Genomic DNA, 14,704 nt, shown 5'->3' with positions numbered 1-14,704 from the left:
TAATAGAAAGTACATCACTTTCTTCTTATCTAATAAGAAGAATTTTGAGTGCGATTGTTCTTTGAAAACTAGATAACAGTAATAGCTGAGGAAAAGTGAAACTTTTCTTTAATCAAACCAATAAATAACGCAACGCAAGTTGCACCATTTATTCGCTAATGGTTAAGTTAGAAAGGGCGCACGGTGAATGCCTTGGCACTAGGAGCCGATGAAGGACGGGACTAACACCGATATGCTTCGGGGAGCTGTAAGTAAGCTTTGATCCGGAGATTTCCGAATGGGGAAACCCACTGTTCGTAATGGAGCAGTATCTTTATCTGAATACATAGGATATTGAAGGCAGACCCGGGGAACTGAAACATCTAAGTACCCGGAGGAAGAGAAAGCAAATGCGATTTCCTGAGTAGCGGCGAGCGAAACGGAATTAGCCCAAACCAAGAGGCTTGCCTCTTGGGGTTGTAGGACACTCTATACGGAGTTACAAAGGAACGAGGTAAATGAAGAGGTCTGGAAAGGCCCGTCAAAGAAGGTAACAACCCTGTAGTTGAAACTTCGTTCCCTCTTGAGTGGATCCTGAGTACGGCGGAACACGTGAAATTCCGTCGGAAGCTGGGAGGACCATCTCCCAAGGCTAAATACTCCCTAGTGACCGATAGTGAACCAGTACCGTGAGGGAAAGGTGAAAAGCACCCCGGAAGGGGAGTGAAAGAGAACCTGAAACCGTGTGCCTACAAGTAGTCAGAGCCCGTTAATGGGTGATGGCGTGCCTTTTGTAGAATGAACCGGCGAGTTACGATCCCATGCAAGGTTAAGTTGAAGAGACGGAGCCGTAGCGAAAGCGAGTCTGAATAGGGCGTTTAGTATGTGGTTGTAGACCCGAAACCAGGTGATCTACCCATGTCCAGGGTGAAGTTCAGGTAACACTGAATGGAGGCCCGAACCCACGCACGTTGAAAAGTGCGGGGATGAGGTGTGGGTAGCGGAGAAATTCCAATCGAACCTGGAGATAGCTGGTTCTCTCCGAAATAGCTTTAGGGCTAGCCTCACGTTGTGAGAGTCTTGGAGGTAGAGCACTGATTGGACTAGGGGCCCCCAACGGGTTACCGAATTCAGTCAAACTCCGAATGCCAAAGACTTATCCGTGGGAGTCAGACTGCGAGTGATAAGATCCGTAGTCAAAAGGGAAACAGCCCAGACCACCAGCTAAGGTCCCCAAGTATACGTTAAGTGGAAAAGGATGTGGAGTTGCTTAGACAACCAGGATGTTGGCTTAGAAGCAGCCACCATTTAAAGAGTGCGTAATAGCTCACTGGTCGAGTGACTCTGCGCCGAAAATGTACCGGGGCTAAACGTATCACCGAAGCTGTGGATTGACATCTTAGATGTCAGTGGTAGGAGAGCGTTCTAAGTGCTGCGAAGCTAGACCGTAAGGACTGGTGGAGCGCTTAGAAGTGAGAATGCCGGTATGAGTAGCGAAAGACAAGTGAGAATCTTGTCCACCGAATGCCTAAGGTTTCCTGAGGAAGGCTCGTCCGCTCAGGGTTAGTCGGGACCTAAGCCGAGGCTGAAAAGCGTAGGCGATGGCCAACAGGTTGATATTCCTGTACCACCTCCCCGCCGTTTGAGTAATGGGGGGACGCAGGAGGATAGAGTAAGCGCGCTGCTGGATATGCGCGTTCAAGCAGTTAGGCTGATGAGTAGGCAAATCCGCTCATCATAAGGCTGAGCTGTGATGACGAGGGAAATATAGTACCGAAGTTCTTGATTCCACACTGCCAAGAAAAGCCTCTAGCGAGGCGGGAGGTGCCCGTACCGCAAACCGACACAGGTAGGCGAGGAGAGAATCCTAAGGTGATCGAGAGAACTCTCGTTAAGGAACTCGGCAAAATGACCCCGTAACTTCGGGAGAAGGGGTGCTCTGGTAGGGTGTATAGCCCGAGAGAGCCGCAGTGAATAGGCCCAGGCGACTGTTTAGCAAAAACACAGGTCTCTGCGAAGCCGCAAGGCGAAGTATAGGGGCTGACGCCTGCCCGGTGCTGGAAGGTTAAGAGGAGGGGTTATCCTTTGGGAGAAGCTCTGAATCGAAGCCCCAGTAAACGGCGGCCGTAACTATAACGGTCCTAAGGTAGCGAAATTCCTTGTCGGGTAAGTTCCGACCCGCACGAAAGGCGTAACGATCTGGGCACTGTCTCAACGAGAGACTCGGTGAAATTATAGTACCTGTGAAGATGCAGGTTACCCGCGACAGGACGGAAAGACCCCGTGGAGCTTTACTGTAGCCTGATATTGAATTTTGGTACAGCTTGTACAGGATAGGTAGGAGCCTGAGAAGCCGGAGCGCTAGCTTCGGTGGAGGCGTCGGTGGGATACTACCCTGGTTGTATTGAAATTCTAACCCGCAGCCCTGATCGGGCTGGGAGACAGTGTCAGGTGGGCAGTTTGACTGGGGCGGTCGCCTCCTAAAGAGTAACGGAGGCGCCCAAAGGTTCCCTCAGAATGGTTGGAAATCATTCGTAGAGTGTAAAGGCACAAGGGAGCTTGACTGCGAGACCTACAAGTCGAGCAGGGACGAAAGTCGGGCTTAGTGATCCGGTGGTTCCGCATGGAAGGGCCATCGCTCAACGGATAAAAGCTACCCCGGGGATAACAGGCTTATCTCCCCCAAGAGTCCACATCGACGGGGAGGTTTGGCACCTCGATGTCGGCTCATCGCATCCTGGGGCTGTAGTCGGTCCCAAGGGTTGGGCTGTTCGCCCATTAAAGCGGTACGCGAGCTGGGTTCAGAACGTCGTGAGACAGTTCGGTCCCTATCCGTCGTGGGCGTAGGAAATTTGAGAGGAGCTGTCCTTAGTACGAGAGGACCGGGATGGACACACCGCTGGTGTACCAGTTGTCTTGCCAAAGGCATCGCTGGGTAGCTATGTGTGGACGGGATAAGTGCTGAAAGCATCTAAGCATGAAGCCCCCCTCAAGATGAGATTTCCCATAGCGCAAGCTAGTAAGATCCCTGAAAGATGATCAGGTTGATAGGTCAGAGGTGGAAGCACGGCGACGTGTGTAGCTGACTGATACTAATCGATCGAGGACTTAACCAAATTAGAAAAGCGAAGGCGACTAATTAGGAGCTGTAGCTAGACAGTAAACTTAGTACTCAGCGAAATGTTATCTAGTTTTGAGAGAACAAGATAAAAAAGTCTTGCTTTTTTTCAAAGAAGTTGTATAATATAATATGTCTGGTGGCGATAGCAGAGAGGTCACACCCGTTCCCATGCCGAACACGGAAGTTAAGTTCTCTAGCGCCGATGGTAGTTGGGACTTTGTCCCTGTGAGAGTAGGACGTTGCCAGGCTGTTATATCAATGGAGGATTAGCTCAGCTGGGAGAGCACCTGCCTTACAAGCAGGGGGTCGGCGGTTCGATCCCGTCATCCTCCACCATGAATATGTTGCCGGTGTAGCTCAACTGGTAGAGCAACTGACTTGTAATCAGTAGGTTGGGGGTTCAAGTCCTCTTGCCGGCACCACTTTCGAGCCATTAGCTCAGTTGGTAGAGCATCTGACTTTTAATCAGAGGGTCGAAGGTTCGAGTCCTTCATGGCTCACCATTTTAAATACACACATGCGGGTGTGGCGGAATTGGCAGACGCGCTAGACTTAGGATCTAGTGTCTTTACGACGTGGGGGTTCAAGTCCCTTCACCCGCACCATTTAATTTCATAATGCGCGGAAGTAGTTCAGTGGTAGAACACCACCTTGCCAAGGTGGGGGTCGCGAGTTCGAACCTCGTCTTCCGCTCCACAAATAAGTCCTGCCGGGGTGGTGGAATTGGCAGACACACAGGACTTAAAATCCTGCGGTAGGTGACTACCGTGCCGGTTCAAGTCCGGCCCTCGGCACCATTTTAATAAGCGCCCGTAGCTCAATTGGATAGAGCGTTTGACTACGGATCAAAAGGTTAGGGGTTCGACTCCTCTCGGGCGCGCCATAAACGGGAAGTAGCTCAGCTTGGTAGAGCACTTGGTTTGGGACCAAGGGGTCGCAGGTTCGAATCCTGTCTTCCCGACCATTTCTGGGGCCTTAGCTCAGCTGGGAGAGCGCCTGCCTTGCACGCAGGAGGTCAGCGGTTCGATCCCGCTAGGCTCCACCAATTTAATACATTTATGATAATATGGCGGTGTAGCTCAGCTGGCTAGAGCGTACGGTTCATACCCGTGAGGTCGGGGGTTCGATCCCCTCCGCCGCTACCATATATAATATACGGAGGAATACCCAAGTCCGGCTGAAGGGATCGGTCTTGAAAACCGACAGGGGTGTTAAAGCCCGCGGGGGTTCGAATCCCTCTTCCTCCGCCATTATATTATTATCAAATTATCGCGGGGTGGAGCAGTCTGGTAGCTCGTCGGGCTCATAACCCGAAGGTCGCAGGTTCAAATCCTGTCCCCGCAACCAAAGTGGTCCCGTGGTGTAGCGGTTAACATGCCTGCCTGTCACGCAGGAGATCGCGGGTTCGATTCCCGTCGGGACCGCCATTATAAAAAGGCTCGGTAGCTCAGTTGGTAGAGCAAAGGACTGAAAATCCTTGTGTCGGCGGTTCGATTCCGTCCCGAGCCACCATCTATATGGCGATTGTGGCGAAGTGGTTAACGCATCGGATTGTGGTTCCGACATTCGTGGGTTCGATTCCCATCAGTCGCCCCATATAATTAAGCGGGTGTAGTTTAATGGTAAAACCTCAGCCTTCCAAGCTGATGTCGTGAGTTCGATTCTCATCACCCGCTCCATAATGGGCCTATAGCTCAGCTGGTTAGAGCGCACGCCTGATAAGCGTGAGGTCGGTGGTTCGAGTCCACTTAGGCCCACCATTTATTATTCCACAGTAGCTCAGTGGTAGAGCAATCGGCTGTTAACCGATCGGTCGTAGGTTCGAGTCCTACCTGTGGAGCCATTATATTGGGGAAGTACTCAAGAGGCTGAAGAGGCGCCCCTGCTAAGGGTGTAGGTCGCGTAAGCGGCGCGAGGGTTCAAATCCCTCCTTCTCCGCCAGTCAATTTTAATAATGGCCCGTTGGTCAAGTGGTTAAGACACCGCCCTTTCACGGCGGTAACACGGGTTCGAATCCCGTACGGGTCATATCTAAAAAGGTTTGCATTTATGCAAACCTTTTTTATTTATTTGAAAACCGTCTAATAAATAGATGGTTTTTTTATTTTCGTAAAAATATTCAGAAAAGAAGGAAAAAACAGCTGCTTTATGGAATGTAAATTAGATAATAGAAATGATAGAAGAAAGGTTTATTTACTAGGTTAATTGTTATCAAGGAGGGGTATTTTTGAATTCGACTGTTCAACCTACTGATTTTGACATCCATCTTTATCACGAAGGAAATTTATTTCATAGTTATAAGCTTTTTGGGGCACATAAGTTAACAATAAACAGCACAGAGGGAGTACGTTTTTCTGTCTGGGCTCCTAATGCTTCTGCAGTAAGTATTGTGGGTGATTTTAATGAATGGAACGGTTTGAATCACCGGCTAGAGCGATTAAATTCTGAAGGGATATGGACAATATTCATTCCGTATCTTGAAGAGAATATGATTTATAAATATGAAATTACAACTCGTGATGGAACAAAACTACTAAAAGCTGATCCTTATGCTTTTCATAGTGAAGTAAGACCCGATACTGCTTCTAAAATTTATTATTTAGAAGGGTACAAGTGGGGAGATCAGTATTGGAAACGTAAGAAGAAACAACAAACTATTTATGAAAAGCCTATGTGTATTTACGAATTACATGCTGGTTCATGGAAAGTTCATGAGGATGGTGAACTATATACGTATCGTGAGTTAGCTGAAGAGTTAATTCCTTATGTAATAGAACAAGGGTTTACTCATATCGAACTATTACCTCTAGTTGAGCATCCGCTCGATAAATCTTGGGGGTACCAAGGAACTGGTTATTTTTCTGCAACCAGTCGATACGGTTCACCACATGATTTAATGTATTTTATTGACCAGTGTCATCAAAGCAGCATAGGTGTTCTTTTAGATTGGGTTCCAGGGCATTTTTGTAAAGATGCGCATGGATTATATATGTTTGATGGTTCACCCACGTATGAATATAAGAACGAATTAGATCGCGAAAACTATACATGGGGCACGGCTAATTTTGACTTAGGTAAACCGGAAGTACAAAGTTTCTTAATATCAAATGCACTTTTTTGGTTAGAATACTTTCACATTGATGGTTTTAGAGTCGATGCTGTTGCTAATATGTTATATTGGCCAAATTCTCATGAATTGGTTGAGAATCAATATGCTGTTCAATTCTTAAGAAAGCTGAATGAGGCGGTTTTTGCTTATGATTCGACTATCTTAATGATGGCTGAAGATTCAACGGATTGGCCATTAGTTACGGCTCCCACATATGACGGTGGGCTAGGTTTTAATTATAAATGGAACATGGGCTGGATGAACGATGTTTTAACTTATATGGAAGCCGACATTCATCAAAGAGCAAATCTTCATGAAAAAATGACTTTCTCTTTAATGTATGCCTTTAATGAAAACTTTATTTTACCATTCTCTCATGATGAAGTAGTTCATGGAAAGAAATCATTGTTAAATAAAATGCCTGGAGACTATTGGAGGAAATTTGCACAGCTTCGGTTATTATACGGTTATTTTATTGCTCATCCTGGCAAAAAATTGCTATTTATGGGCGGAGAATTTGGTCAGTTTGATGAGTGGAAAGACGCAAGTGATTTAGATTGGCAGCTATATGACTTTGATATGCACCAAAGTTTAAATAGCTATTTCAAAGAACTTCTTAAGATTTATAAACGAAGTAAACCACTTTATGAATTAGATCATCAAGAAGAGGGTTTCTCTTGGATTGATGTGAATAATCGAGAACAAAAAATCTTTTCATTTATTCGAACATCAACAAATAGTCAAGATAAGCTTGTTGTGGTATGTAACTTCTCAGATGTTCCATATCATGCATATAAAGTAGGTGTTCCTCTAAACACAGAATATGTTGAGGTCATCAATAGTGATCATGTTGATTTTGGAGGTTCTGGAGTTGTTAACCCAAAACCTTTAAAAGTAATCGAAGAAGGATTTCATGGTCTACCATTTCATATTGAAATGGATGTACCACCCTTTGGGATTAGCATCATGAGAACAAAGAAAAAACGGGGGGAGAGAAGAAACAATGTTAAAAAAGAAGTGCGTAGCGATGTTGTTGGCAGGAGGAAAAGGTAGTCGATTAAGTTCGCTTACAAAAAATTTAGCAAAGCCAGCTGTTCCATTTGGTGGGAAGTATCGAATTATTGATTTTGCGCTAAGCAATTGCTCCAACTCTGGGATTGAAACAGTTGGAATTTTAACGCAGTACCAGCCTTTACTCTTACACTCTTACATTGGTATTGGAAGCGCTTGGGACTTAGATAGAAGAAACGGAGGCGTTACTGTATTACCTCCTTATTCAGAGTCATCAGGGGTAAAGTGGTATAAAGGAACTGCTAGCGCTATTTATGAAAACCTAAACTACCTATGCCAGTATGAGCCTGAGTATGTGTTAATTTTATCAGGAGACCATATTTACAAAATGAATTATGAAAGTATGCTAGATTATCATATTGAAAAAGAAGCAGATGTATCTATCTCAGTAATTGAAGTTCCTTGGGATGAAGCAAGTAGGTTTGGAATTTTAAATACAAATGAAGCCTTAGAAGTTCAAGAATTTGATGAAAAGCCACAGTATCCAAAAAATAACTTGGCATCTATGGGTATTTATATTTTTAAATGGAATATTCTTAAAGAATATTTAGAAATGGATGCACGTAACCCTTATTCTAGTCATGACTTCGGAAAAGATGTCATTCCGCTATTGTTAGAAGAGAAAAAGCGTTTAATGGCATATCCATTTAAAGGATATTGGAAGGATGTAGGAACGGTTAAGAGTCTATGGGAAGCAAATATGGATTTATTAGATGAAAGTGATGAGCTCAATTTATTTGACTCTTCGTGGAAGGTCTATTCCGTAAATCCGAGTCAACCCCCTCAATACATTGCTCCAACAGCATGCGTCGTAGAATCATTAGTCAATGAAGGCTGCGTAGTTGAAGGTAGTATTGAACGTTCCGTGTTATTTCCAGGTGTACAAATTGGTAGTGGTTCAGAAATAAAGCGAAGCGTTGTGATGCCATCAGCAAAGGTTGGCGTAAACGTATATATTGAAAATGCTATTATTCCGTCAGACGTAATTATTCCAGATGGAACAATTATTAAGCCAACCAAGGGAAAAGAAGAAGTTATTTTAGTGACGAATGAACTGTTAGAGTCCATTTCATAACGCATTTAATTAACAGAGAGGATGAACTACATTGAATAATCAAATGCTAGGCATTATTGATGCTTGCACAACTACGAGCTCCTTACAACTATTAACTTTTTATCGTTCAATTGCGGCTGTTCCATTTGCAGGACGCTACCGATTAATTGATTTTATGCTATCAAACATGGTTAATTCTGGTGTGCAAAGCGTAGCTATATTTCCGAAAAATCGCTATCGTGCTCTTACCGACCATATTGGTTCAGGCAAGGAGTGGGATTTAGACCGAAAAAGAGATGGTCTATTCATTTTTCCACCTGTAAAAAACGATTTAAAATTAGAAGACCCATCGCTAATTGCTCAATTCCGCTATCATATTGATTATTTCCTTCGAAGTAAACAAGATTACGTTATTATTGCAAACAGCTATACCATTTGTACCATTGATTTTAACCAAGTATTAAAGCGTCATGTAGCTCAAGGTGCAGTTGTAACGTCAGTAGTGAACGGTAATACACCTCTAAATATATACATTATTAATAAAAAAGCGTTACTTGATATCCTACAAAATGAAACCCAAGACTTTGATACGATTACAGAGCTCGTACACTATCTTTCTTCGTCCTCGAAAGTGATCACGTATGAGCAAAATGGGTACCTTTCTCAAGTAGATTCGCTAGAAGCCTATTATAAAGCTAGTATGGATATTTTATCTGCAGAAACGTGGAAGCAGCTATTTTTAAGAACTCGTCCAGTCTATACAAAAACAAAAGATGAACCTCCAACACGCTATGCAAAAACAGCTGTCGTGAAAAATTCAATGATTGCTAACGGTTGCGTTATTGAAGGGCATGTGGAAAATAGTATTATTTTCCGAGGAGTAAAGATAGGAAAAGGTGCAGTTGTTAAAAATAGTATCGTGATGCAAAAAGGAGCTATTCTTGAGAATAGTGTATTAAACTATGTTGTTTTAGATAAAGATGTAAAAATAGGTAGTCATGAAGAGTTGAATGGTGAACCTAATCTACCAAGAGTATTAGCAAAAGGAACAGTTCAAGGAGCGTTGATGAATTCGTGAATGTATTATTTGCAGTGTCAGAATGTGTACCCTTTATTAAAACAGGGGGATTAGCAGACGTAGCTGGTGCTTTGCCTAAAGAATTGAAGCAGTTGGGTACTAACGTGTCCGTGATTATGCCTAAGTATAGCTTGATTTCTGAGAAGTACAGTGAGCAGATGACTCTAGAAAAAGTGATCTACGTCCAAGTTGGCTGGAGAAGACAATATTGTGGGATTTATACGCTAGAAATGAATGGTACTCAGTACATTTTTATCGATAATGAATACTATTTTAAAAGAGATAGTCTGTACGGTCATTATGATGATGCGGAGCGCTTTGCTTTTTTCTCCAAAGCGGTACTAGAGGCTATTCCAACTCTAGTAAATGAGCCGGATATTATTCATTGTCATGACTGGCATACGGCCATGATTCCGTTTCTATTAAGAGCACAATATAGTATGTATGACCATATTGAGACAGTATTCACCATTCATAACTTACAATTTCAGGGTATCTTTCCAAAGCAGAATTTATATGAGCTATTAAACTTAAATGAGTATCATTTTACGTCCAACCAGTTAGAGTTTTATGGCAATTTAAATTTTATGAAAGGCGGCATTGTCTCTGCGGATAAAATTACGACAGTGAGCCCAACTTATCGAAATGAAATCCAAATGCCTTATTATGGTGAAAAGTTAGATGGGTTACTAAGACAACGAGACCAGGATTTGATAGGGATTGTAAATGGTATTGATGACCAAGCCTATAATCCGGAAAATGATGAATTAATTGCATTTAACTACTCAGCTCAAGATTTAGCAGGTAAGTATAAGAATAAAGAAGATTTACAAGCATACCTTGGATTAGATGTGAGAAATGATGTTCCACTTGTTTCAATGGTCACGCGATTAACAAAGCAAAAAGGGTTAGATCTTGTAAAGCATGTTTTTCATGAAATAATTCGTTTAGATGCGCAGGTTGTTATACTGGGAACAGGTGAAGCAGAATTTGAATCATTTTTTAAAGAGATGGAATCTCAGTATCCCAATCAGGTAAAAGCAATTATTGGTTTTAATGAAGCGCTAGCGCATAAAGTGTATGCAGGATCAGATTTATTTTTAATGCCTTCAAAGTTTGAGCCATGTGGATTAGGTCAATTAATTGCGTTACGCTATGGTGCAATACCCATCGTTAGAGAAACAGGTGGGCTAAACGATACGGTCCTTTCGTATAATGAGTATACCTACGAAGGAAACGGATTTACTTTTGCAAACTATAACGCTCACGATATGCTTTACACAATTGAAAGGGCAATTTCCTTTTACAATGATAAGGACGTATGGGAGAAATTAATGCGAGACGCTATGAGTCAAGATTATAGCTGGGCGCAATCGGCATTTAAATACAATCAACTATATGCGAACTTAACATCTATTTCATCTTGAAAGGGTGATAAGCTTGTTCTCTAATAAAGAAAGCTTTCAAAAAGTATTTTTAAAAAAGTTAGAAATGACTTATGGGAAAAGCTTCAAAGAATCGACGGTACAAGATCAATACCATACGTTAGGAAATATGGTGAGAGAGTATATTAGTAGTGATTGGATTGCTACTAATGAGGCTCAGAGATCAAATCACTCAAAACAAGTGTATTATCTATCGATTGAATTTCTATTAGGCAGGCTATTAGGACAAAACTTACTTAATCTTGGAATAAAAGAAGTAGTTGAAGAAGGGTTAAAGGATTTAAATATTTCACTAGAAGAGATTGAGGAAATTGAAGCAGATGCTGGGTTAGGGAATGGTGGATTGGGCCGGTTAGCTGCTTGCTTTTTAGATTCTTTAGCCTCTTTAAATTTACCAGGGCATGGATGTGGAATTCGATATAAGCATGGGTTATTCGATCAAAAGATTGTGGATGGCTTTCAAGTAGAGTTACCTGAACAATGGCTTCGCCACGGTAACTCTTGGGAAGTGAGGAAAGTTGATCAATCCATTGAAGTGAACTTCTGGGGAGACGTTGAATATTACAGTGATAATGGCAAACTAGCATTTCGACATATTAACGGAGAGTCTATTTTAGCTGTGCCGTACGACATTCCTGTAGTAGGTTATGACACGACTACAGTGAATACGCTTCGACTTTGGAATGCAGAACCTGCCTCATTTCCAGTACATAAAGACGTAATGCAGTATAAAAGAGAAACGGAAGCAGTCTCTGAATTTTTATATCCAGATGACACCCATGAAGATGGTAAAATTTTAAGGTTAAAGCAGCAATATTTTCTTGTATCAGCTAGTTTGCAAAGTATTGTTCGTTCACATCGTATCGTATACGGGACGCTTGCCAATCTACATGAAAAAGTAGCTATTCATATTAATGACACTCACCCTGTATTAGCTATACCAGAGCTTATGCGCATTCTATTAGATGAGGAAAAGCTTAGCTGGGATGATGCTTGGCATATTACTACACAGACAATCTCATATACGAATCATACAACGTTATCTGAAGCTTTAGAAAAATGGCCAATTCATTTATTTAAGCCACTTCTTCCTCGCATTTATATGATTGTGGAAGAAATTAACCAGCGCTTTTGTGAAGAGTTGTGGAAACGATATCCTTATCAATGGAAAAGAATTGAGGATATGGCAATTATCGCACATGATATGGTGAAAATGGCTCATTTAGCTATTGTAGGCAGCCATAAAGTAAACGGTGTAGCTAAAATACACACCGATATTTTGAAAAAGCGAGAAATGAAAAACTTCTTTGATTTCTATCCACAGAAATTTATTAATAAAACAAATGGTATTACTCATAGACGATGGCTGTTAAAGGCGAATCCAGAATTATCAATACTTCTCAATGAAACCATTGGTGATGAATGGGTGAAAAACCCTTACGCATTAAAACAGTTGGAACCTTATGCTCAAGATAAAAATTTTAAAGACCAATTAAAAAAAGTAAAGCAACAGCGAAAAGATATTTTAAGCGAAGTTATCAAAAAGCAAACTGGTATTGAAATAAATCCACAATCAATCTTTGATGTGCAGGTGAAGAGACTGCATGCTTATAAGCGACAGTTGCTAAATGTACTTCATATTATGTACCTGTACAATCGTTTAAAAGAGGATTCTAACTTTAAAATTGTACCGAGAACGTTTATCTTTGGGGCAAAAGCTTCCCCAGGATATTATTATGCTAAGAAGGTTATTAAGTTAATTAACTCAGTGGCTGATGTAGTAAACAGTGATCCCGTCACATCGCCGTTTTTAAAAGTTGTTTTTCTCGAAAACTACCGTGTTTCTTTAGCTGAAGATGTGTTTACAGCAGCGGATGTTAGTGAACAAATCTCAACTGCTAGTAAAGAAGCATCAGGAACAGGGAATATGAAATTCATGATGAACGGTGCTTTAACCGTTGGAACAATGGATGGAGCAAACGTAGAAATTGCGGAAGTTGTTGGAGAAAATAATATGTTTATCTTTGGCTTATCATCCGAGGAAGTTCTACACTATCAACAAAACGGTGGGTATCGTTCATTTGATTATTACCATCATGACCAGCGAATCAAAAAAGTGTTAGAGCAGCTTATAAACGGCTTTTTTAAGAATACTTATGATTTATTTGAGCCAATTTATGATTCTTTGTTAATGCAAAATGATGAATACTATGTACTGAGAGACTTTGCGTCCTACGTTCAAGCACAGGAAAAAGTAAATCAAGCATATGGTGACAAAGACAAGTGGTTTGAAATGAGTGCGTTAAACATTGCTCAATCAGGTTATTTCTCTAGTGATCGCACAATATCAGAATATGCAAAGGAAATTTGGGAGATTAATTCATCAAAACAAATATTATCATACTAAAAAGAGACTGAGACATAAGTAGTTCAGCCTCTACTATACCTGAACGATTGAGAGTTCATAACTTTTAATCGTTCAGGTTTTTTGGTTGATTGTGAAAACAATGTTGGAAACAGGGGGAATGGAGCGTAGGACACTCGACTCCTGCGGGAAAGAGAGGGAAAACTGAGATCCCGCAGCGCACCGAGGAAGCTCAGGTTCCTCCCCGCGGAAAGCGAGTGGCCGTAGCGCAATGGAACGAACGTGTTCAGACAAATCAAAAAGATTGGAACAGCTATTGTTCGTCTCTTAGAAGCAATCATTTTGTTATGTCCCAAACTCTTTTATCTATTGTCACCACTTAAGAAATTCCCTTAAAGGTATATTCAACATAAAAAAACAGGAGTATTACGCTACTCCTGTTAATCTGTATAATGTTCTTTCTCGTGAGAAGGGAGGTCACCAAAAGTGGTCATGATGCCTTCTTCATCTAAGCTTTGCTCATACTCTTCATGCTGCTTGGACGGATAGACAACAATTTCTTTTCCATATAAATCAGTACCTACAAAGTTCTCATAGTCTTCTACATAACCGACGTTTTCGTCATGCTCAATATATGTGTCGTTATAAGAAGAAATATCTCCTTCAAAATCAGATGGGGACTCAGACGTTCCATACCTCTCTACGTCTTGCCAAGAATCTTCTGCGTCATATTCAGTTGCTCCGGAAGTGTCCAGGTCGTATTGTCCAAATGGATGACGAAGATTTAATTCTTCGATAGGTCTTTGGTGTGATGTTTCCTGAGATGGACTATGCTCTTTACAATACAACGTGGTAGGAACTGCTTCTAGTCGTTCAAAGCTAATATCCTTCCCACATGTTTTACATTTTCCATATGTGGTTGCCTCCATCGCATTTAAAGCAGTCTTAATTTCCTCTAGCTCTTCCCGTGTATGTTCATATAATGCAATGTCTTTTTCCCGTTCATAAATTTCACTCGCCATATCTCCAGGGTGGTTATCATAACTTGATAACTCCCCTGTTGAATCATGTAAACTTTGGGATGTTAATCCAAAATCATTATTATCTTTTAACTGGTTTAGTAAGTTTTCCTGCTCAGTTAATAATACGTCCCTTAATTGGTTTAGCTGCTTGTTGGAAATCATAAAAATTCTCTCCCTTTTCCCTTGAATTACTCAATTCCACATTATTATGTGTTAAATGATTTAAAAAAATTAAGCTCTATCGTGTTTCACATGTGAAATGATTGGCATTTATGATGAAATGTGTAATGACTTCTTCCATTAGTTATGGAAAAACTAGGTGGTAGATACTTTCAATGATGAAGGAGAGTTGATACTTTCCGTAGTTATATCACGTAACGCAGAAACCAAGAGCACAAACTCGTTAACTTCTGATGAGATATGATACAATCTTATCAAAGGAATTCAGTTGTCAAACTAG

General features: G+C 41.5%; 6 protein-coding genes, 20 tRNA genes and 2 rRNA genes. 27 read left to right on the top strand and 1 reads right to left on the bottom strand.

Features of this window, described 5'->3' with window-relative positions; translation table 11 throughout:
* The first annotated feature begins 160 nt into the window (after positions 1–160).
* From MKZ18_RS19050 to MKZ18_RS18920, 27 genes are all read left to right on the top strand, one after another.
* A 23S ribosomal RNA gene (locus MKZ18_RS19050) occupies positions 161–3,095 on the top strand.
* A gap of 137 nt (positions 3,096–3,232) precedes the next feature.
* Positions 3,233–3,348, top strand: a 5S ribosomal RNA gene (gene rrf, locus MKZ18_RS19045).
* A 12-nt stretch (positions 3,349–3,360) separates the two neighbouring features.
* A tRNA-Val gene (locus MKZ18_RS19040) sits at positions 3,361–3,436 on the top strand.
* A 10-nt stretch (positions 3,437–3,446) separates the two neighbouring features.
* Positions 3,447–3,522: transfer RNA gene (locus MKZ18_RS19035), tRNA-Thr, on the top strand.
* 5 nt (positions 3,523–3,527) lie between these two features.
* Positions 3,528–3,603: transfer RNA gene (locus MKZ18_RS19030), tRNA-Lys, on the top strand.
* Positions 3,604–3,619: 16 nt separating this feature from the next.
* Positions 3,620–3,705: transfer RNA gene (locus MKZ18_RS19025), tRNA-Leu, on the top strand.
* Between the two features lie 16 nt (positions 3,706–3,721).
* Positions 3,722–3,796: transfer RNA gene (locus tag MKZ18_RS19020), tRNA-Gly, on the top strand.
* Positions 3,797–3,808: 12 nt separating this feature from the next.
* A tRNA-Leu gene (locus MKZ18_RS19015) sits at positions 3,809–3,897 on the top strand.
* Between the two features lie 9 nt (positions 3,898–3,906).
* Positions 3,907–3,983 (top strand) — tRNA-Arg (locus MKZ18_RS19010).
* A 4-nt stretch (positions 3,984–3,987) separates the two neighbouring features.
* A tRNA-Pro gene (locus tag MKZ18_RS19005) sits at positions 3,988–4,064 on the top strand.
* A 5-nt stretch (positions 4,065–4,069) separates the two neighbouring features.
* Positions 4,070–4,145: transfer RNA gene (locus MKZ18_RS19000), tRNA-Ala, on the top strand.
* A 23-nt stretch (positions 4,146–4,168) separates the two neighbouring features.
* Positions 4,169–4,245: transfer RNA gene (locus MKZ18_RS18995), tRNA-Met, on the top strand.
* A gap of 12 nt (positions 4,246–4,257) precedes the next feature.
* Positions 4,258–4,350, top strand: a tRNA-Ser gene (locus MKZ18_RS18990).
* 20 nt (positions 4,351–4,370) lie between these two features.
* A tRNA-Met gene (locus MKZ18_RS18985) sits at positions 4,371–4,447 on the top strand.
* A 4-nt stretch (positions 4,448–4,451) separates the two neighbouring features.
* Positions 4,452–4,527, top strand: a tRNA-Asp gene (locus MKZ18_RS18980).
* A gap of 9 nt (positions 4,528–4,536) precedes the next feature.
* A tRNA-Phe gene (locus tag MKZ18_RS18975) sits at positions 4,537–4,612 on the top strand.
* 8 nt (positions 4,613–4,620) lie between these two features.
* Positions 4,621–4,696, top strand: a tRNA-His gene (locus MKZ18_RS18970).
* A 9-nt stretch (positions 4,697–4,705) separates the two neighbouring features.
* Positions 4,706–4,779 (top strand) — tRNA-Gly (locus MKZ18_RS18965).
* A 4-nt stretch (positions 4,780–4,783) separates the two neighbouring features.
* Positions 4,784–4,860 (top strand) — tRNA-Ile (locus tag MKZ18_RS18960).
* Between the two features lie 8 nt (positions 4,861–4,868).
* Positions 4,869–4,943: transfer RNA gene (locus MKZ18_RS18955), tRNA-Asn, on the top strand.
* Between the two features lie 7 nt (positions 4,944–4,950).
* Positions 4,951–5,041: transfer RNA gene (locus MKZ18_RS18950), tRNA-Ser, on the top strand.
* Positions 5,042–5,056: 15 nt separating this feature from the next.
* Positions 5,057–5,128: transfer RNA gene (locus tag MKZ18_RS18945), tRNA-Glu, on the top strand.
* 199 nt (positions 5,129–5,327) lie between these two features.
* Complete coding sequence (gene glgB, locus MKZ18_RS18940) at positions 5,328–7,262, top strand: 1,4-alpha-glucan branching enzyme (protein WP_061784903.1); 1,935 nt, start codon at positions 5,328–5,330, stop codon at positions 7,260–7,262.
* Positions 7,213–8,355, top strand: coding sequence for a glucose-1-phosphate adenylyltransferase (locus MKZ18_RS18935; RefSeq protein ID WP_061784904.1), 1,143 nt, complete (start codon positions 7,213–7,215; stop codon positions 8,353–8,355). Before glgB ends, MKZ18_RS18935 begins: the two co-directional genes overlap by 50 nt.
* 31 nt (positions 8,356–8,386) lie before the next feature.
* Positions 8,387–9,412 (top strand): sugar phosphate nucleotidyltransferase, encoded by a 1,026-nt coding sequence (locus MKZ18_RS18930; RefSeq protein ID WP_340842034.1) that lies wholly within the window; start codon positions 8,387–8,389, stop codon positions 9,410–9,412.
* Positions 9,409–10,839 (top strand): glycogen synthase GlgA, encoded by a 1,431-nt coding sequence (gene glgA, locus MKZ18_RS18925; protein WP_025911887.1) that lies wholly within the window; start codon positions 9,409–9,411, stop codon positions 10,837–10,839. Before MKZ18_RS18930 ends, glgA begins: the two co-directional genes overlap by 4 nt.
* A gap of 13 nt (positions 10,840–10,852) precedes the next feature.
* Positions 10,853–13,264: a glycogen/starch/alpha-glucan phosphorylase gene (locus MKZ18_RS18920; RefSeq protein ID WP_061784906.1), complete on the top strand. Its 2,412-nt coding sequence runs from the start codon at positions 10,853–10,855 to the stop codon at positions 13,262–13,264.
* A 398-nt stretch (positions 13,265–13,662) separates the two neighbouring features.
* Here the strand turns inward: MKZ18_RS18920 and MKZ18_RS18915 are convergent, their stop codons facing one another.
* On the bottom strand, positions 13,663–14,406 hold the full coding sequence (locus MKZ18_RS18915) for a TraR/DksA C4-type zinc finger protein (RefSeq protein ID WP_061784907.1): 744 nt from the start codon (positions 14,404–14,406) through the stop codon (positions 13,663–13,665).
* Between the last annotated feature and the right edge of the window lie 298 nt (positions 14,407–14,704).

The organism is Priestia sp. FSL W8-0001, from assembly GCF_038050335.1.
Lineage (GTDB): Bacteria > Bacillota > Bacilli > Bacillales > Bacillaceae_H > Priestia > Priestia flexa.
The sequence above is the reverse complement of the archived record's forward strand: the minus strand, read 5'-3'. Positions and strand labels throughout refer to the sequence as shown.